The organism is Microbacterium sp. PF5 (assembly GCF_004794315.1).
Lineage (GTDB): Bacteria > Actinomycetota > Actinomycetes > Actinomycetales > Microbacteriaceae > Microbacterium > Microbacterium sufflavum.
Genome location: NZ_SSDQ01000071.1, coordinates 42,687 through 60,639, shown reverse-complemented (window position 1 = coordinate 60,639; position 17,953 = coordinate 42,687). Strand labels below are relative to the sequence as shown.

Below are 17,953 nucleotides of genomic sequence, written 5' to 3'. Positions count from 1 at the left end.
CCCGTACGACACGACGAGGCCCCGGGACGTCCCGGGGGCCTCGTCCTGTCTCGACGGACCCGGCTCAGCCGTTCGAGACGGCGAGCCGCTGCGACCGGGCCCTGCGGCGCCGCTCGATGCGGGGAAGGAACCAGCCGATGAGCGGACCGACGCCGAACGCGAAGAGCACGGTCCCCACACCCACCGGGCCGCCCAGCAGGAATCCGATGAGGAGCACCGAACCTTCGATCACGGTCCTGGCGAGCCAGACCGGCCATCCGGTGGTCCGGACGAGACCCGTCATCAGTCCGTCCCGCGGGCCGGGACCGAAGTCAGCGGCGATGTAGAGCCCGGTGGCGAACGCCAGCAGCACGAGTCCGAACACGAACATGGGCGCGCCGATCCACACGTTCGGCGGGGAGGGCAGTGCCAGCAGCGCGAGGTCGGCGCTGGGGCCGATCAGGAGGGCGTTGAGCAGGGTGCCGAGACCGACGCGCTGGCGCAGGGGGATCCACAGCAGCAAGACCACGATCGACACCAGCACGGTGACGGCGCCGTAGCCGAGGCCGCTCCGTCCCGCGACACCGAGCGCGAGCACGTCCCACGGCGCCACACCGATGCCCCCGCGGACCATGAACGCCAGCGCGATGCCGTAGAGCATCAGTCCGATGACGAGCTGGACCAGGCGCTCCGCGAGGTCGCGAGGGCTCGTGGCGCGGACGGGCAGGAGGATGGAGCGCAGGAGCATCTCTCCATCGTGGAACGACGGGAGCCGCGGTCGCCGAGACCACTGCGACAAAAGTGGCCTGCGTATAGCAGTCCACTTTTGCGGCAAGCTGGAGTCATGTCCTCACGACTCGTGGAACAGCTCGGAGCGCGCAGCGTCGCCGGCGCCTCGGCCACCACCCTGGCCCGCCAGATCACCGCGCTCATCCTCGACGGCCGGCTCACGGTGGGGGAACGACTGCCCAGCGAGCGTGCTCTCGCGGTCGAGCTGCGCCGCTCCCGCTCGACCATCACGCGCGTGTACGGCCTGCTGGAGGCGGACGGCTACGTCACACGGCACCACGGCGGCAGCACCCGGGTCGCACTCCCCCACGGCCCCGCGCTGCCGGGACAGGACGGCGACGGCGACGCGATCGACCTCTCCATCGCCTCGATGGACTCCACCCCCGGGCTGTACGACGCGACCGTGCGCTCACTCCCGCGACTCGCGGCGCTGCGCGGCACGAGCGGCTACTCGCTGCAGGGGCTTCCGGAGCTGCGCGAGGCGCTCGCGCAGCGCTTCACGGAACGCGGGGCCGACACCACCGCGGACGAGATCATCGTGACGTCCGGAGCGCTCAACGCCGTGAACCTGATCCTCACCGCGATCGGGCGTCGGGGCGAACGCGCACTCGTGGAACAGCCCACCTTCCCCCACGCGCTCGAAGCCCTCCATCGGCACGGCTACCGCCTGGTGCCCACGCCGGTCGACACGGACGGCTGGGACACCCGCCACGTCACGGACACGCTGCTCAGCGCGCGCCCCCACGTCGCCTATCTCATCCCCGACTTCCACAACCCGACCGGTGCCACCCTTCCGCAGGAGGAGCGCTCCCGCATCGCCGCCACCGCGCGTCACGTGGGAACCCATCTGATCGTCGACGAGACCACAGCCGAGCTCGACATCGACCGCGGCTGGGCTCCTGTCCCCCTCGCCGCGGAGGGACCGCACGTCATCACCGTCGGCTCGATGTCGAAGATCGCGTGGGGCGGGATGCGCATTGGGTGGATCCGGGCCGAGCGTTCCGTGATCGCGCGCCTGCTCGCCGTCCGCCCCTCGTTCGAGCTGGGCACCGCGCTGCTCGAGCAGTGCATCGCGGTCGAGCTGCTGCGCGACATGCCTGCACTCGGCGCGCACGTGCGCAGCCGGCTCACGGCGGGACGCGCTGCCGTCGCCGAGGGCCTCACGCACCTGCCCGGCGTGCGGATGCCGCGCACCCCGGGCGGCCTGTCGGCCTGGATCGATCTGGGCGCGCCGGTCTCGACGGCGTTGTCGCTCGCCGCCCGCGAGCAGGGCCTGATCCTGCCCCCAGGGCCGCGCTTCACGACCGGCGGGGTGCTGGAGCGCCGGCTCCGCATCCCGATCACCCTTCCGCCGGAGCGCACGGCGGAGGCGATGGCCCGTCTCGCCCTGGCGTGGGGTGACCTGGTGGGAGGCGGCCGTCAGCCCGCGGCGGAGATGCGCCACGCGGCTGTCATCTGACGACGAAGACCCCGCCGCGGCATCCGTGGCGGGGTCTTCGTCGAGCGGGGCGAGGATACGTCTTCTCAGCGTCCGGGATCACTCACCGGAATCCGATACTCACGCCTCCCGCGCCCCCGGTCTGCGGGCCGGTCAACCGACCTTGTGGAGCCAGACGACGCGCGCATCGTCACTGGCGTGGCGGAACGGTTCGAGCTCCTCGTCCCAGGCGGAGCCGAGCGCGATGTCCAGCTCGCGCTGCAGCTCGACGGCGTTCCCTGCGGCGATCTCCATCGCGTAGCGGATGCGGTCCTCGCCGATCACGATGTTGCCGGCGGCGTCGGTCTGCGCGTAGTGGATGCCGAGATCCGGAGTGTGCAGCCAGCGGCCGCCGTCACTGCGGGGCGTCGGGTCTTCCGTGACCTCGAAGCGCAGGTGCTCCCAGCCGCGGATCGCGGTCGCGAGCGCAGCACCCGTGCCGACGGGGCCGTCCCAGTAGAACTCGGCGCGCCGGGCGCCGTCGAGGACCGGCTGCTCCGTCCAGTCGAAGTTCACCGCACGCCCGATAGCGCGACCGACCGCCCATTCCAGGTGCGGGCAGAGCGCGCGAGGCGCCGAGTGGATGAACACCACTCCGCGTGCGTAAGCCGTCGCCATGATCTCTCCGTTTCATCAGGTGCGTCTTCCCCTACGACCTGACCCACGAAGTGGCGAGAGTATGCGGTTGTGCGCCCATTCTCGCGGAGTTCCGCATAAATCACAAGCGTGTGATTCCATGACGAAGGCCCCGGTCGAGCGACCGGGGCCTTCGTCGTATCAGCGGAGGATCACGCCTCGCTCATGGCCTGCTTGACCTGCTGGCCCTTGGCGGCGTAGTACGCGGCGCGCGCCGCGTCCTTGCGCGCCTGCTCGGCGTAGCCGAACTCCAGCACGTCCTGCGGGACCTCGACGTTCGGGACGTCGTCGGTGCCGTGGTACTTCTCGATGTAGGCGTCGAGCTCGGGGCCCGAGGTCCACGACGTGATCAGGCAGTAGCGCGGGTCGGTGCCGTTGTGGGTGGCGGCATGCCACAGGCGCTGTGTGTCCACGATCAGCTGCGCGCCGGCCGGCAGTGCGATGCGGTACTCGATGCTCGGGTCGGTGCGGTTCTCGCGCAGGACGAAGTAGCTGTCCTTGTCGTCGGTGAGGTTGAAGAAGCCGCGGACGACCCAGCCGGTCCCGTCCGGGTTCAGGCGGTTGTTGTCGTCCTGGTGCAGGTTGTACAGGCAGTCGCCGTACGGGGTGGGCTGCAGCTCGATGATGCGGCACCGACCGACGTTGGCACCCGGCTCCTGCGCGCGACGCGTCAGGTTCGGTGCCTTCGCGACCTGGGAGTCGATCCAGACGCCGTCCTTGTCGGTGCGCGGCGGCTTGTGGTTCCAGAAGCCGTTGCACTCGATGTCGCCGAAGGCGCTGGCGAGCGGCGCGAACCGGGTGTCGCCCGAGGACTTCCAGTCGTTGTACTCGACGTCCAGCCACTCCTTGGGGTCGGCCTCCTGGTCGTAGCTGTCGAGGACGACGAAGCCCTTCTCCTCCAGCGCTGCGGACTTGATGTATCCCATGATCGAGTCATGTTCCTTTCATCGGGGGCCAGCACGTTTTAACAGGCCCTGATAAGGCAAGCCTAACAGCGGGGCTCGCCGCCTCCCCGGAGGGCGGCCGTGCATAACCCGAATAGACTGGGCGGGGCGTCGAGCGCGTTCTCGGCGCCCGTCGCAACGGGAGGATCAGACACCAGCATGAGCACCGCGACCAACGTCGAGGCGACAGCAGTCAACACGATCGAATGGCTCGCGGCGGGACGCACGGCCATCGTCGTCCCCGTGTATCAGCGGCAGTACCGGTGGGACATCGGCGGCTGCGAACGGCTCCTGTCCGACGTCCGCGCGGTCGCGGCGGAAGACGACGCCCACCGTCACTTCCTCGGCTCCATCCTCTCCGCGCAGGACGGCAGCGGCGAGGACGCCGACCTCATCCTGATCGACGGACAGCAGCGGATCACCACGCTCATGCTCCTCGTCGCCGCCCTGCATCACGCGGTCCGCGACACCGATCCGGCCCTCGCCGCCGAGCTCTCCCGCGTGCTCGTCCTGGCGGACGCTCCCGGACGCACCAAGCTCCGACCCCACGACGCATGGGCCGAGCTGTACGAGTCCGTCGTCCTCGACCGCCGCGACGACCTCGACCGCGAGTCGCGGTTCGACGACAACTACGCGTTCTTCCGCAGCCAGATCCACGTCGACGAGGTGCCGCTGATCTGGCGGGGGCTGCAGCGCCTGGAGCACGTGTCGATCACGCTGGGTCCCCGTGCCAACGCGCAGCAGATCTTCGAGAGCCTCAACTCCACCGGCGAGCCGCTGCGCGACCACGAGCTCATCCACAACTACATCCTGATGGGCCTGAGCCACGCCGAACAGCTCGACGTCGAGTCGCGCTTCTGGCTGCCCATCGAACAGCACACCGGCGAGGCGATCGGCGCGTTCTGGCGCCACTACCTCGTCATGGTCACCGGCCGAGAGGTCGCGGCGAACGGCGAGCACGGCGTGTACAGCGCGTTCCGCCAGTCGTTCCCGCGCGTCGACGTCGCGCACCTCCAGGCCGATGCCGCGAACTGGCGGCACTTCGCCGAGCTCTACGGCATCCTGCTCGACCCGTCACGGGAGCCCGACCTCGAGATCGCGCGGCAGCTGCGGGCCGTCAACACGTTCGGACGCTCGTCGTATCCGCTGGTGCTCAACGCCTACAGCGACCACGTCCGCGGACGCATCGACCGAGCCGAGTTCCTGCAGACGCTCGAGTGGCTGCAGGCCATGTACCTCCGCCGCGTGCTGGTGAATCTGCCGACCGAGCGCCTGATCGCGCGGCTCTGCCGGGCGCGCGCGAACGGTCAGGAAGCGCTTGCCCGTGCGATCGCCCGCATCACGCCGTCGGACGAGCGTGTGAGCGCCGTCCTGAAGTACAGCGAGCTGCCCTACCCCGCCTACGTGCTCGGGCGACTCGAAGGCGTCGACGAGGTCGAGGGCTTCGATGTCGAGCACATCGTCCCGGCCGTCCCCGGTGACGCGTGGTCGGGCGACGGCGTGCGTCCGTGGAGCGAGTACAGCGAGGACGAGCAGAACAGCCACCGCGCGCTCGCTCCCACGCTCGGCAACCTCACGCTGCTCGAGCAGGGGCTGACCGAGCGCGTGTTCGGAGCATCGTTCCCGGTCAAGCGCGACGAGGCCTACGCGCGCAGCACCGTGCCGGCCACGCGAGAGCTGACCGCCGCTGCGGCCTGGGGCACCGCCGCCATCACGGCCCGCACGGTCGCGCTGACGACCGAGCTGCTGCGGATCTGGGCCCGCCCTGCCCTGCCGGAGATCGACGACGACGGCCTCACCCCGATCCTCGACGCCGTCCGCCGGCGCGGCTGGCCGGCCGGCTGGGAGCGCGAGTTCGACTACGTCGAGTACCGCGGAGAGCGCTGGGAGGTCTACGACGTCAAGCACCTCTTCAACCGCGTGTTCCGGCGTGCGTGGACCGACACCCGTGAGGCGGCCGTCGCGTACTGCGCCGCGCACGGCGGCCCCATCTACGACGCCCAGGCGTGGAAGGGCCAGTGGGACCGGCTCGACGACGAGCACTCGCTGTACATGGGGTGGGACTCGAACTACATGATGACCGCGGTGCAGGGCGTGCTGGAGGAGTCCGGGCTCGCCTCCGAGGTCTTCGTCAAGTACTCCTACATCGGGAACGTGATGTGACATGACGACCACCGTCCGCCGCCGCCTGCTCGACCTGACCGTCGACGAGCACACCCTGACCGTGCCGCTCGTGTGGGACGACCCCGCCGACCCGCGCACCATCGACGTGTTCGCCGCGGTGGTCGCGCGCGAGGGCGGAGAGCAGCTGCCGTACCTGGTCTTCCTGCAGGGCGGCCCGGGGCACGAGGCGCCGCGGCCGTTCCACTCCTCCACCGCCCCGGCGTGGCTCGACCAGGCGCTCGCGCACTACCGGGTCGTGCTGCTCGACCAGCGGGGCACCGGTCGTTCCACCCCCGTCGGCGACGACGACCTCGCTCAGGGAGCCGACGCGGTGGCCGAGCACCTGACCCACCTGCGCGCCGATGCGATCGTGCGCGACGCCGAGGCGATGCGCGAGCACCTCGGTGCCACCACCTGGAGCGTGCTGGGTCAGTCGTTCGGCGGGTTCACCACGCTCGCCTACCTGTCGACCGATGCCGGGTCGCTGCGCGACGTGTTCATCACCGGCGGCCTCAGCACCGTCGAGCGGCACCCCGACGAGGTCTACGCGCTGTGCTACGACAAGATGCGCATGGCCTCCGAGCGCTACTACCGCCGGTTCCCCGAGCACCGCGACACCATGCGCCGACTGATCGACCTCGCCGACGAGGGCCGCATCGTCCTGCCGGACGGCGAGGTCGTCTCGCGCTCGCGCCTGCGCTCGGTCGGCTCCGCGCTCGGCACCGACGACGGATGGCAGACGGTGTGGTCGCTCCTGGAGCGCGACCCCTCGTCGAACGCCTTCCGGTACGACCTGATGCACGCCATGCCCTTCGGCGGCCGCAATCCGCTGTACTACGTGTTCCATGAGTCGAGCTATGCGAGCGGCCATGCGACCCGGTGGTCGGCCGAGCGCGTCGAACCCGCCGACTTCCAGGACGATCCCACGCTGTTCACGGGCGAGCACATCCGCCGCGAGTGGACCGACACGGTTCCGGCGCTGCGGCCGTGGCGCGAGGTCACTCTGGCCCTGGCCGAGCATGCCTGGCCGCAGATCTACGACCCCGCGGCGATCACCGCCTCGGGTGCGACGGGAGCCGCCGCCGTGTACGTGGATGACGTGTACGTGCCGCTCGAGTTCTCACTCGAGACCGCGCGACTGCTCACCGGGGTATCCCTGTGGGTGACCAGCGAACACGAGCACAACGGCTTGCGGACGGGCCAGGTGCTCTCCCGCCTGATCGACCTCGCCGCGGGTCGACGCCTGCGCTGACGCCCCACGGCGACGCTGCAGCCGCCTATCCTGGGGGCATGCGAGACGTCATGGCGTGGGCGACGGTCGCGCTGGTCCTGGTCACGGGTCCCGCGCTGCTGATCGCCGGGGTGCGACACACGTTCTCGCGCAAGCCTGTCGAGGAGAAGTACGAGCACGCGACCGGCGGCGGGCTCGTCGGCGCATTCGACAGCGTGTGGTCCCCCTCGGCTCACGAAGCCGGCCAGGAGCGCGATCGGCAGACACGGCGCACCGCCCCCGCCCCCTCCCCGGGCGACCCGCCCGACCGCATCCGCGGCACCAGGATCATCATCGACCTGTGACGGGCGCCGGGAATGACGAAGGCCCCGCGTTCCGAGGAACGCGGGGCCTTCGTCGGGGGCCCTTACTTGGAGGAGCCGCCGAAGCCCTTGAAGCGCTGGTTGAACTTCTCGACGCGACCGGCCGAGTCCATGATGCGCTGCTTGCCCGTGTAGAAGGGGTGCGAAGCCGAGGAGATCTCGACGTCGATCACCGGGTACTCCACGCCGTCCAGCTCGATGGTCTTGTCGCTGGTGACGGTGGAACGGGTGAGGAAGGTCTCGCCCGAGCCGAGGTCGCGGAACACGACGGCCTGGTAGTCGGGGTGAATGTCAGTCTTCATGGGATTCCTTAGTTGCTGCCCTGGATTGTGCCAGGGACGAGGGAAGTCTGCGGTGCAGAGAGCACCAAGGGTCGATTCTATCAGATGCCGCGTCAGGACGCGGCGCGGGCGGCGTAGCGGCCACCCTCCTGAGACAGCGTGATCGGCATCCCGAACGCGGCCGTCAGCGACTCGCTCGTGAGCGACTCCTCGATCGGCCCCGCCGCGACGACGACGCCGTCACGCAGCAGCAGCACGTGCGTGAAACCGACCGGGATCTCCTCCACGTGGTGCGTCACCATCAGCATCGCGGGCGTCGACGGCGCCGAGGCGTACCCGCCGAGCAGGCCGAGCAGCTCCTCACGCGAGCCGAGGTCGAGCGAGGCCGTCGGCTCGTCGAGCAGCAGCAGCTCCGGGTCGGTCATGACGGCGCGCGCGATCTGGACACGCTTCTGCTCGCCGTCGCTGAGCGTGCCGAACGTGCGGTCGGCGAGGTGATCCAGACGCCAATCGCGCAACACGCGGAGGGCGCGGCGCTCATCGATGTCCTCATAGCTCTCGTTCCACCGGCCGAGCACCGAGTACGCGGCCGTGAGCACCGTGTTGAGCACGGTCTCGTCACGCGGAACCCGCTTGGCCATCGCGGAGGAGGCGAACCCGATCCGGGGGCGGATCTCGAACACGTCGGTGCGACCGAGCGTCTCCCCCAGCACGGTGACCGTGCCGGCCGTCGGGTGCATGAGCGTGTCGGCCAGCTGCAGCAGCGTGGTCTTGCCCGCGCCGTTCGGCCCGAGGATCACCCATCGCTGATCGTCGGCGACCTGCCAGGTCACGTGATCGATGATGTTGCGCCCCTCTCGGCGCACGACGACGTCAGCGAAATCCAGAGCGATCGGCATGCGGCCAGCCTATCGGCTCAACGGATCAGCTCCGCGTAGAGCGCGCGGGTCGCTTCCGCGATCGCGGTCCAGCTGAACTGGGTCCGCGCCCGCTCCCGTCCGGCTTCACCGTATGCGCGGGCGCGCTCCGGATCCGTCGCGACCTCGGTCAGCACGGCGGCCAGGTCGGCGACGAAGCGCTCCGGGTCGATCGGGGTGCCCGTGCCGTCCTGCACCTGCTCGATCGGCACCAGGCGGCCGGTCACGCCGTCGTCGACCACCTCCGGGATCCCACCCGTGGCCGTGCCGACAACCGCGGCGCCACACGCCATCGCCTCCAGGTTCACGATGCCCAGCGGCTCGTACACCGAGGGGCACACGAACGTGGTCGCTGCGGCGAGGATGGCCGACAGCTCGTCGCGGGGGAGCATGCGCTCGATCCAGATGACGCCCTCGCGAGTCTGCTGCAAAAGCCGCACCCCCTCCTGCACCTCGGCCATGATCTCCGGGGTGTCCGGGGCGCCGGCGCACAGCACCAGCTGCACCTCCGGCGGCAGGAGCCGGGCCGCCTGGAGCAGGTACGGCAGTCCCTTCTGCCGGGTGATCCGCCCGACGAACACCACGGACGGGCGAGCGCGGTCCATGCCGATCGACTCCAGGAACGCGGCGTCCTCGACCGGCCGCCAGCGCTCCACATCGATGCCGTTGTGGATCACCCGGACACGCGCGGGGTCCACCCCGGGATAGCTGCGCAGGATGTCGGCGCGCATCCCCGCGCTCACCGCGACGACGGCGGCCGCGTTCTCGTACGCCAGCTTCTCGATCCCGCTCGACACCGCGTAGCCGCCGCCGAGCTGCTCCGCCTTCCACGGTCGCAGCGGCTCCAGGCTGTGCGCGGTCAGCACGTGCGGGATGCCGTGCAGCTGCGACGCGAGGTGACCGGCGAAGTTCGCGTACCAGGTGTGGCTGTGCACGAGGTCGGCCCCGCCGATCGCGGCGACGATCTCGAGGTCGGTGCCCAGCGTCTGCAGCGCCGGGTTCGCGCCGGCCAGTCCGGTCGGCGTGCGGTACGCGAACGTGCCCTCCTCCTCGCGCGGCGCACCGAAGGCGCGGACCGTCACATCGATGCTCTCGCGCAGGGCGGCGACCAGCTCAGCCACGTGCACTCCGGCGCCGCCGTAGATCTCCGGCGGGTACTCCTTGCTGATCATCTCGACTCGCATGCCTAGACGCTAGCGACCGGCTTGTCCAGACGCTAGTTTCCCCCGCGCGGCGGCATCTATGGTGGAGCCATGTCCGCTCCAAAGAAGGTCTTCGGGATCATCCTCGCCGGCGGCGAGGGCAAGCGACTCATGCCGCTGACAGGGGATCGTGCGAAGCCTGCCGTGCCGTTCGGCGGCCAGTACCGCCTGATCGATTTCGCCATCTCCAACCTGATCAACTCGGGCCTGCGTCAGATCGTGGTGCTCACCCAGTACAAGTCCCATAGCCTGGACCGGCACATCTCGCAGACCTGGCGGATGTCGGCACTGCTCGACTCGTACGTCGCCTCCGTCCCCGCGCAGCAGCGACTGGGCAAGCGCTGGTTCTCCGGCTCGGCCGACGCGATCCTGCAGAGCATGAACCTGATCAACGACGAGAAGCCGGACATCGTCGTGGTGATCGGCGCCGACCACGTCTACCGCATGGACTTCCGCCAGATGCTCGAGGCGCACATCGAGTCGGGCGCCAAGGCCACCGTGGCCGGCATCCGGCAGCCGCTCGCCCTCGCCTCGCAGTTCGGCGTGATCGACGCGGACCCGGAGTCCGGACGCATCCGGCAGTTCCTCGAGAAGCCGACCGACGCCACCGGTCTCGCGGACTCCCCCCACGAGGTGCTGGCCTCGATGGGCAACTACATCTTCGATGCGGACGCCCTGATCGCCGCCGTCGAGGCGGACGGCGAGTCCCCGACGTCGAGCCACGACATGGGTGGCGACATCGTGCCGTACTTCGTCGACCGCGGCGAGGCCGGCTACTACGACATGAAGCAGAACGACGTCCCCGGCTCGTCGCCGCGCGACCGCTCCTACTGGCGGGATGTGGGGACGATCGACTCGTTCTTCGACGCGCACCGTGATCTGATCTCGACACTGCCCGTGTTCAACCTCTACAACATGGAGTGGCCGATCCACTCACAGGCGGTGAACTCGCCGCCTGCGAAGTTCGTGCGCGATTCCGTCGGCCGCATCGGCAACGCGATCGACTCGATCGTGTCCCTCGGCTCCGTCTTGTCCGGCACGCACCTCGAGCGGAGCGTGGTGGGACCGTGGACCCTGGCCGGTGGCGGTTCGACCATCACCGACTCCGTCGTGTTCGATCATGTGCACGTCGGGCAGGGCGCTCGCGTGCACCGGGCGATCCTCGACAAGAACGTCGTCCTCGCGGACGGCGCGACGGTCGGTGTGGACCGTGAGCGAGACCTCGCGCGCGGCTTCACGGTAACGGAGTCGGGCATCACCGTGGTCGGCAAGGGCGTCTTCATCGAGCGCTGAGCCGTCACGCCGTCCGGGCCCGTGCGCCCGCATCGCTAGGCTCGGAGGGTGACCTCCGCGCGCTTCCTCGTCGTCCTTGATGCCGATTCCACGCTCATCCGCAACGAGGTGATCGAGCTCCTCGCCGACGAGGCCGGTCGCCGCGCGGAGGTGCAGGCCGCCACCGAGGCCGCGATGCGGGGCGAGATCGACTTCGCATCCAGCCTCCGCTCGCGCGTCGCCGCACTGGAGGGGGTGCCGGTGTCGGCGTTCGAGCGCGTCCGCGCCCGCATCGAGCCGACCCCGGGCGTCCGCGAGCTCACCGCCGCCGTGCACGCGCGCGGTGGCGTGGTGGGCGTCGTGTCCGGCGGGTTCCACGAGATCCTCGACCACATCGCTCCCGAGCTCGGCGTCGACCGGTGGCGTGCCAACCGCCTCGAGGTCGCGGACGGCGCGCTGGCGGGTCGCGTCGACGGCGACATCGTCGACGGGCAGGCCAAGGCGTCCTGGCTGCAGACCTGGGCGGATGAGCTCCGGGTCCCGCGGCGAGCCACCATCGCCATCGGTGACGGGGCGAACGATCTGCCCATGATGGCCGTCGCCGGACTCGGACTCGCGTTCAACGCGAAGCCGGCCGTCCGGGAGGCCGCGAGCCTCGTCGTCGCCACGCAGGATCTCGCGGAGGTCATCCCTCTCCTGCCGTGAGGGCGGTGGTGGATGTCGGCGGCCAGCGCTAGCGTCGCCGCATGGACATCATCCTCATCCCCGGACTCTGGCTCGACGCGCGCAGCTGGGACGACGTGATACCGGCGCTGGAGCAGGCAGGACACCGCACCCATCCGCTCACCCTTCCCGGTCTCGGGGCTTCCGGTCCGGCCGCCTCCGACATCGGCATGGCGGAGTGGGTGGCCGCGGGCGTGGCCGCCGTCGATGAGGTCGAGGGCGACGTGGTCGTCGTCGGTCACAGCGGAGGCGGCAATGTGGCCTGGGGAGTCGCCGACGCGAGGCCCGAGCGCGTGCGGCGCGTGATCTTCGTCGACACGGTGCCGCCGCCGCCCGGTTCGGGCATCAATGCGTTCGAGGTCGTCGACGGTGCCGTCCCGTTCCCCGGGTGGGACTTCTTCCCCGACGAGGATGTGCACGACCTCGACGACGCGACACGGGCCCGCACGGTCGGGCTGACGCAGAGCGTGCCGGGACGCGTGCCCGCGGACGAGATCCAGCTCGAGAACCCCGCGCGCCACTCCGTGCCGGTGACGCTGCTCATGGGCGGGCTCGACGAGGAGGCGTTCGAGGCGACGATCGCACAGTGGGGTGCATACGCGGAGGAGTTCCACGCCATCGCCGACGCCGAGGTCGTGCGCATCGGGTCCGGCCACTGGCCGCAGTTCTCGGTTCCGCAGCGCCTGGGTGAGCTGCTGGTCGCCGCCGTCGCCCGGTGAGTCCGACGTGCGGACGGGTCGGAGCCCGGGCCTCTCAGCGCGTCAGTGGCCCATCCCGAGGCCGCCGTCGACGGGAATGACGGCACCCGAGATGTAGGCGGCATCATCGCTCGCGAGCCAGGTGACCACACCCGCGACCTCATCCGCCGTCGCGAACCTTCCGGCGGGAATGCTGGCCTGGTACTGCTTCTGCGTCTCCTCCGGGAGCTCCGCGGTCATGTCGGTCTCGATGAACCCGGGCGCGACGACGTTGGCGGTGATGCCGCGGGCCCCGAGCTCACGCGTGATCGACCGGGCGAAGCCGACCAGGGCGCTCTTCGACGCCGCGTAGTTGACCTGACCGGCGGAGCCGTAGAGCCCGACGACGCTGGAGATGAGGATGATGCGTCCGAACCGTGCGCGCAGCATGCCCTTCGAAGCACGCTTGACGACGCGGAAGGTGCCGCCGAGGTTGGTGGCGACCACGCTGTCGAAGTCGTCCTCGCTCATGCGCAGCAGGAGGGTGTCCTTCGTGATCCCGGCGTTGGCCACCACGACCTCGACCGGGCCGAGCTGCTGCTCGACCTCGGTGAACGCGGCATCGAGGGACGCGGCATCGGTGACATCGGCGCGCACCGTGAGCGTGCCCTCCGGACCCTCGCCGCTGCGGGCGGTGACGGCCACGCGGTACCCCTCTCGCACGAAGCGCTCGGCGATGGCGCGGCCGATGCCGCGGTTGCCTCCGGTGACGAGGACGACGCGGTCAGCACTCATGGGGGCACTCCTGCTCTGGTCGGGGGTCGGGTTTCCGAGCCGTGAACGATCCTAGCGACTGCAGCGAGCGTGCCCCGGGCGGAATCGGGGCGCCGCCGAGCCCGCACCGGCGTAGGCTGGAAGCATCGTGAAGAACGCACGTCGAGTCCCGGCCGTCACCTCTCTCCCCCAGTCTCCTGGGGACGAGAGCGACCACCGCGTGCGCCGCTACGCGCTCACGATGACGATCCGCATCGTGTGCTTCGGCCTGATGTTCTTCGTGCAGCCGTTCGGGTGGTACACGTGGGTGTTCGCCCTGGCCGCAGCTGTGCTGCCCTACATCGCCGTGGTGTTCGCCAATGCGGGAAGCGACAGCACGGAGACCTCCGCCGAGTCGCCGTTGCAGGAGCTCGATGCGGCTCCCGGTCCTCCGCCTGTGCAGGAGGCGAACCCCGGCGTCTTCACGATCCGCGAAGGCCGCGCGGAGCAATGACCGATCTGATCTGCTCGCGCGCCGGATGCCGGAGCGCGGCGACCAGCCAGGTCGTGTGGCGCAATCCCCGCATCCACGCCCCCGACCGCGAGAAGATCTGGCTGGCGTGCCCCGAGCACGTGGACTTCCTCCGCGACTATCTGGCCGCCCGTGACTTCCCCGTGACCGTGAGAGACGGTGTGCCCTCGTGAACAACCGCCTGACCCGCTGGGGCGTCTACACCCTGATCGCGATCGGGCTCGCGATCGCCTGCGCCTTCCTGTCGCACTGGCAGTTCGAGCGCAACGAATCGCGGGCCGAGCAGATCGCGCTGGTCGAGCAGAACTACGACGCCCCCGCGGTGCCCCTCACCGAGGTGCTGGGCGACGACGACGTGCTCGATCCCGACGACGAGTGGCGGCCGGTCACCCTGCAGGGCGAGTACCTCGCCGACGAACAGCTGCTCGTGCGCAACCGCCCGCACGGGGGCACGAGCGCCTTCGAGGTGCTGGTGCCCTTCCGCGATGTCGACGGTCGCGTGCTGATCGTCGACCGGGGGTGGGTTCCGCCGGGCGAGGGTGACGTGCCGGACGCCATCCCCGCCCCACCGTCCGGCGAGGTCACGGTCACCGTGCGCCTTCGACCCGGCGAGCCGCTTCCCGCCTCCGGTCGCGGCGCGCCGGAGGGCCAGGTGCCCACGATCCATCTGCCGTCGATCTCCGAGACCATCGACGGTGGCGCCCTCACCGGCGCTTACGGGCGACTGGTGTCGGAGGACCCGGCGGGCTCGGGAACCCTCGGCGGCTTCGAGTCGCCCACCGACGATCCCGGTCCGCACCTGTCGTACGCGATCCAGTGGATCCTGTTCGCGATCATGGGGTTCATCTTCATCGGCTACATCATCCGCACCGAGATCGTGAAGCACCGCGAGGAGCTCGAGGGGAAGCCGGCACCCGTGAAGGCGCCGCGCCGGCGCGACCGCGACGCCGACGTCGAGGACGAGCTGCTCGACGCCCGCTGAGCCCGAGTGCCGCGCCGCTCAGGTGTCGGTCGTACCGCTCACGTGCCGTCCCCAGCCGCCCGGTGCCACCTCGTACACGATCCGAGTGTGCCGTCGATCGGTCGCCCCCTGCCAGAACTCCACCCGCGAGGGCTGCAGGCGCCACAGCACCCAGTCCCCGGCGGCGACCCCGTCCCGCGCGGCCGGAGACCGTGCGGCCAGGTCGGCCGCGCTCTCCGCGGGCGTCGCCTCCCGCACCGGCCCGCGGAGCCGCACCGCCCGGGCGAGCGGCTGCCACCAGAAGTTCAGTGCCGCCACGGCGTGCACGGCGAGCTGGATGCCCTTGCCCGACGAACGAGGCCCCGCGAACGCCCATCCGCGGGCGTCCGCATCCTTGAGGAGGAGCGTGCGCGCATCCGGCATGCCGTCGCGATCGACCGTCGCCAGGGTGGCGGCGTGCGGCTCCGGCACCCCCTGATCGGCAGCGAGCCGGATCCACGAGAGGAACAGCGGCAGGGGCTCCGCCGGGAGCGCGGCGACGTCGACCGGTCGCCCGCGACCGGTGAGCGCCGGCCGGCTCCGCAGCCATGCGCGCATGTCGGACGGATGGTTCGGCGCGGGCGTGCTCATGCTCCCGATGATGTCACGCCGTCGCTCGGGCCGCGCCGGGTCAGGCGAGCTCGATGAGCTCCTGGTACTCCTGGTTCCAGATGTCCTCGACGCCGTCCGGGAGGATGAGCACCCGCTCCGGGTTGAGCGACTGCACCGCTCCGGGGTCGTGCGACACGAGCACCACGGCGCCCTCGTAGTGCGCGAGCGCCCCGAGGATCTCCTCGCGCGACGCCGGGTCGAGGTTGTTGGTCGGCTCGTCGAGCAGCAGCAGGTTGGCCGACGAGACCACGAGCGTGGCGAGCGAGAGGCGGGTCTTCTCCCCACCGGACAGCACCCCGGCGGGCTTCAGGACGTCGTCGCCGGTGAACAGGAACGAGCCGAGCACCTTGCGCGCCTCCGTCTCGGTGATGTGCGGAGCGGCGGAGACCATGTTCTCCAGCACCGAGCGGGAGACGTCGAGGTTCTCGTGCTCCTGCGCGTAGTAGCCCACCTTGAGGCCGTGCCCCGGCTCGAGCTGGCCCGTGTCGGGCTGGTCGACCCCGGCGAGCATCCGCAGCAGCGTCGTCTTCCCTGCGCCGTTGAGTCCGAGGACGACCACCTTCGAGCCGCGGTCGATCGCGAGGTCGACATCGGTGAAGATCTCCAGCGAGCCGTAGGACTTCGACAACCCGGACGCCATGAGCGGGGTCTTGCCGCAGGGGGCGGGCTTCGGGAACCGCAGCTTCGCGACCCGGTCCTCCTGCCGCACCTCGTCGAGTCCGGCGAGCAGCTTCTCGGCGCGCGCGATCATCTGGTGCGCGGCCGCGGCCTTCGACGCCTTGGCGCCGAAGCGCGCGGCCTGCTGCTGCAGCGTCGTCGCCTTCTTCTCCGCATTCGCGCGCTCCTTCTTCCGGCGCTCCTCGTCGGCGGCGCGCTGGCGCAGGTAGTTCTTCCAGTTCATGTTGTAGATGTCGATGACCTGGCGGTTCGCGTCGAGATAGAACACGCGGTTCACGGTCTCCCCCACGAGCTCGACGTCGTGGCTGATGACGATCAGGCCACCCTTGTAGTTCTTCAGGAACTCACGAAGCCACACGACGCTGTCGGCGTCGAGGTGGTTGGTCGGCTCGTCGAGGATCATCGTGTCGGCGTCGGAGAAAAGGATGCGCGCCAGCTCGATGCGCCGACGCTGACCGCCCGACAGCGTCGAGAGCGGCTGGTCGAGGATGCGGTCCGGCAGCGAGAGGTTGTGCGCGATCGACGCGGCCTCCGCCTCCGCGGCGTACCCGCCCTGCGCCTCGAACCGCTCCGTGAGCGTGGCGTAGCGCTTCATGGCCTTCGCCGCGACCGCCGGGTCGTCCGAGCCCATCGCGAGCGATGCCTCCGTCATGCCGAGGTTCAGCTGACCGAGGCCGCGCGCGTCGAGGATGCGCGTGCGCGCGAGGTCTTCGGGGTTCCCGGAACGCGGGTCCTGCGGCAGGTAGCCGAGCTCACCCGATCGGGTGACCGAGCCTCCGGAGGGCAGCACATCCCCCGCGAGCACCTTGGTGAGCGTGGTCTTGCCGGCGCCGTTGCGCCCGACCAGTCCGATCTTGTCTCCGTCGCCCACGCGGAACGACACGTTCTCCATCAGCAGGCGCGCGCCAACGCGGATCTCGAGGTCGTGCACGGCAAGCACAGCGGACGTCCGTTCCTTCGGGGTGGGTGAGCGGCCGATCGGCCAGCCTCCCAGTATATGCCGCCCGGAGAGCCTCACCGCCCGGCAAGATCCCTCCCGAGAGTGAGAGCCGGAATACCGCAGAGGGATGCCCGCTGCGCGACCGCCCGCCTACCGTGCAGGAGTGGACATCCTCAACGAGCTCATCATGCAGGCGATCGCCTCCCCCTGGCTGTACCTGGTGCTGTTCGCCGTCACGGTGATCGACGGGTTCTTCCCGCCCGTGCCGAGCGAGACCGTGCTCGTCGCCGCGGCCGCCGTCGCCGCCTCCACCGGCGACGGAAACCTGCTTCTCCTGGGGCTCGTCGCGGCGGTCGGCGCCACCATCGGCGACAACCTCGCCTTCCTGATCGGACGCCGACTGGGCACCTCACGGTTCGCCTGGATGCGGCGGCCGAGGGTGGTCACGGCCTTCGCATACGCCCAGCGCGCTCTCGATCGACGCAGCGCCACGCTCATCCTCGGCGCGCGGTACATCCCCGTCGGTCGCGTTGCGGTGAACATGTCCGCGGGTGCGCTGGGCTTCCCCTGGCGCCGGTTCCTGCCTCTGAGCCTCATCGCGGGCGCGAGCTGGAGCATCTTCAGCCTCGCGATCGGGCTGCTCGCCGGTGCATGGATCAAGGACCAGCCCCTGCTCAGCGCTCTGCTCGGCATCGGCGTGGCCCTGGTGATCGGTGTCGTGGTCGACCGGATCGCCGCCGCCCGTCGTCGCCGTGCGCCCGTGGCCCACCTGGCAGGATGAGAGT

Annotated in this window: 20 protein-coding genes; 11 read left to right on the top strand and 9 right to left on the bottom strand. The window is 70.3% G+C overall.

Features of this window, described 5'->3' with window-relative positions; all coding sequences use genetic code 11:
- Nucleotides 1–64: 64 nt before the first annotated feature.
- The gene (yczE, locus tag DW297_RS05595) at nucleotides 65–727 is read right to left on the bottom strand and encodes a membrane protein YczE (protein WP_136030215.1); all 663 of its coding nucleotides are present in this window, start codon (nucleotides 725–727) and stop codon (nucleotides 65–67) included.
- 96 nt (nucleotides 728–823) lie between these two features.
- Between yczE and yczR the strand changes: the two genes are divergently transcribed.
- Nucleotides 824–2,227 carry a MocR-like transcription factor YczR gene (gene yczR, locus DW297_RS05590; RefSeq protein ID WP_136030213.1) on the top strand — a complete coding sequence of 468 codons (1,404 nt, stop codon included), beginning with the start codon at nucleotides 824–826 and terminating at the stop codon, nucleotides 2,225–2,227.
- 132 nt (nucleotides 2,228–2,359) lie between these two features.
- On the opposite strand, the gene DW297_RS05585 is transcribed toward yczR, so the two are convergent.
- Both DW297_RS05585 and DW297_RS05580 read right to left on the bottom strand, forming a co-directional pair.
- On the bottom strand, nucleotides 2,360–2,863 hold the full coding sequence (locus tag DW297_RS05585; protein ID WP_136030211.1) for a DUF3145 domain-containing protein: 504 nt from the start codon (nucleotides 2,861–2,863) through the stop codon (nucleotides 2,360–2,362).
- Nucleotides 2,864–3,033: 170 nt separating this feature from the next.
- Entirely contained in the window at nucleotides 3,034–3,807 is a 774-nt protein-coding gene (locus tag DW297_RS05580; protein ID WP_136030209.1) for a hypothetical protein, read from the bottom strand.
- A 177-nt stretch (nucleotides 3,808–3,984) separates the two neighbouring features.
- Between DW297_RS05580 and DW297_RS05575 the strand changes: the two genes are divergently transcribed.
- From DW297_RS05575 to DW297_RS05565, 3 genes are read left to right on the top strand one after another with little or no spacing between them, the layout of a single operon-like run.
- The gene (locus tag DW297_RS05575; protein WP_136030207.1) at nucleotides 3,985–5,988 is read left to right on the top strand and encodes a DUF262 domain-containing protein; all 2,004 of its coding nucleotides are present in this window, start codon (nucleotides 3,985–3,987) and stop codon (nucleotides 5,986–5,988) included.
- A 1-nt stretch (nucleotide 5,989) separates the two neighbouring features.
- Nucleotides 5,990–7,240, top strand: a complete 1,251-nt coding sequence (locus DW297_RS05570) for an alpha/beta fold hydrolase (RefSeq protein WP_136030205.1) — start codon at nucleotides 5,990–5,992, stop codon at nucleotides 7,238–7,240.
- Between the two features lie 38 nt (nucleotides 7,241–7,278).
- Nucleotides 7,279–7,563, top strand: coding sequence for a hypothetical protein (locus DW297_RS05565; protein ID WP_136030203.1), 285 nt, complete (start codon nucleotides 7,279–7,281; stop codon nucleotides 7,561–7,563).
- Nucleotides 7,564–7,625: 62 nt separating this feature from the next.
- Here DW297_RS05565 and DW297_RS05560 read toward each other — a convergent pair whose 3' ends face one another.
- The 3 genes from DW297_RS05560 to glgA all read right to left on the bottom strand — a co-directional run bounded on the left by DW297_RS05560 (nucleotide 7,626) and on the right by glgA (nucleotide 9,963).
- On the bottom strand, nucleotides 7,626–7,883 hold the full coding sequence (locus DW297_RS05560; protein ID WP_047520045.1) for a type B 50S ribosomal protein L31: 258 nt from the start codon (nucleotides 7,881–7,883) through the stop codon (nucleotides 7,626–7,628).
- Between the two features lie 92 nt (nucleotides 7,884–7,975).
- Entirely contained in the window at nucleotides 7,976–8,761 is a 786-nt protein-coding gene (locus DW297_RS05555; RefSeq protein WP_136030201.1) for an ABC transporter ATP-binding protein, read from the bottom strand.
- A 17-nt stretch (nucleotides 8,762–8,778) separates the two neighbouring features.
- Nucleotides 8,779–9,963, bottom strand: a complete 1,185-nt coding sequence (gene glgA / locus DW297_RS05550) for a glycogen synthase (protein ID WP_136030199.1) — start codon at nucleotides 9,961–9,963, stop codon at nucleotides 8,779–8,781.
- Between the two features lie 69 nt (nucleotides 9,964–10,032).
- Between glgA and DW297_RS05545 the strand changes: the two genes are divergently transcribed.
- The 3 genes from DW297_RS05545 to DW297_RS05535 are packed head-to-tail and all read left to right on the top strand — an operon-like array spanning nucleotide 10,033 to nucleotide 12,695.
- Nucleotides 10,033–11,274, top strand: coding sequence for a glucose-1-phosphate adenylyltransferase (locus tag DW297_RS05545; RefSeq protein ID WP_136030197.1), 1,242 nt, complete (start codon nucleotides 10,033–10,035; stop codon nucleotides 11,272–11,274).
- Nucleotides 11,275–11,322: 48 nt separating this feature from the next.
- Nucleotides 11,323–11,958 (top strand): phosphoserine phosphatase SerB, encoded by a 636-nt coding sequence (gene serB / locus DW297_RS05540; RefSeq protein ID WP_136030194.1) that lies wholly within the window; start codon nucleotides 11,323–11,325, stop codon nucleotides 11,956–11,958.
- 41 nt (nucleotides 11,959–11,999) lie between these two features.
- Complete coding sequence (locus DW297_RS05535; protein ID WP_136030192.1) at nucleotides 12,000–12,695, top strand: alpha/beta fold hydrolase; 696 nt, start codon at nucleotides 12,000–12,002, stop codon at nucleotides 12,693–12,695.
- 42 nt (nucleotides 12,696–12,737) lie between these two features.
- On the opposite strand, the gene DW297_RS05530 is transcribed toward DW297_RS05535, so the two are convergent.
- On the bottom strand, nucleotides 12,738–13,448 hold the full coding sequence (locus DW297_RS05530; protein ID WP_136030190.1) for a beta-ketoacyl-ACP reductase: 711 nt from the start codon (nucleotides 13,446–13,448) through the stop codon (nucleotides 12,738–12,740).
- Nucleotides 13,449–13,575: 127 nt separating this feature from the next.
- Here DW297_RS05530 and DW297_RS05525 point away from each other — a divergent pair, with 127 nt between their 5' ends.
- Genes DW297_RS05525 through DW297_RS05515 form a run of 3 tightly spaced genes read left to right on the top strand, consistent with a single transcriptional unit; the run spans nucleotide 13,576 to nucleotide 14,920 of the window.
- Nucleotides 13,576–13,920 (top strand): DUF3099 domain-containing protein, encoded by a 345-nt coding sequence (locus tag DW297_RS05525; RefSeq protein ID WP_136030188.1) that lies wholly within the window; start codon nucleotides 13,576–13,578, stop codon nucleotides 13,918–13,920.
- Nucleotides 13,917–14,111, top strand: coding sequence for a hypothetical protein (locus DW297_RS05520; RefSeq protein WP_136030186.1), 195 nt, complete (start codon nucleotides 13,917–13,919; stop codon nucleotides 14,109–14,111). The genes DW297_RS05525 and DW297_RS05520 overlap by 4 nt, the downstream gene beginning before the upstream one ends.
- Complete coding sequence (locus tag DW297_RS05515) at nucleotides 14,108–14,920, top strand: SURF1 family cytochrome oxidase biogenesis protein (protein WP_136030184.1); 813 nt, start codon at nucleotides 14,108–14,110, stop codon at nucleotides 14,918–14,920. The genes DW297_RS05520 and DW297_RS05515 overlap by 4 nt, the downstream gene beginning before the upstream one ends.
- An 18-nt stretch (nucleotides 14,921–14,938) precedes the next feature.
- On the opposite strand, the gene DW297_RS05510 is transcribed toward DW297_RS05515, so the two are convergent.
- Both DW297_RS05510 and DW297_RS05505 read right to left on the bottom strand, forming a co-directional pair.
- Nucleotides 14,939–15,529 (bottom strand): pyridoxine/pyridoxamine 5'-phosphate oxidase, encoded by a 591-nt coding sequence (locus DW297_RS05510; protein ID WP_205828236.1) that lies wholly within the window; start codon nucleotides 15,527–15,529, stop codon nucleotides 14,939–14,941.
- 40 nt (nucleotides 15,530–15,569) lie between these two features.
- Nucleotides 15,570–17,168, bottom strand: coding sequence for an ABC-F family ATP-binding cassette domain-containing protein (locus DW297_RS05505; RefSeq protein ID WP_136030182.1), 1,599 nt, complete (start codon nucleotides 17,166–17,168; stop codon nucleotides 15,570–15,572).
- 163 nt (nucleotides 17,169–17,331) lie between these two features.
- Here DW297_RS05505 and DW297_RS05500 point away from each other — a divergent pair, with 163 nt between their 5' ends.
- Nucleotides 17,332–17,949 carry a DedA family protein gene (locus DW297_RS05500; protein WP_136030180.1) on the top strand — a complete coding sequence of 206 codons (618 nt, stop codon included), beginning with the start codon at nucleotides 17,332–17,334 and terminating at the stop codon, nucleotides 17,947–17,949.
- Nucleotides 17,950–17,953 lie beyond the last annotated feature (4 nt).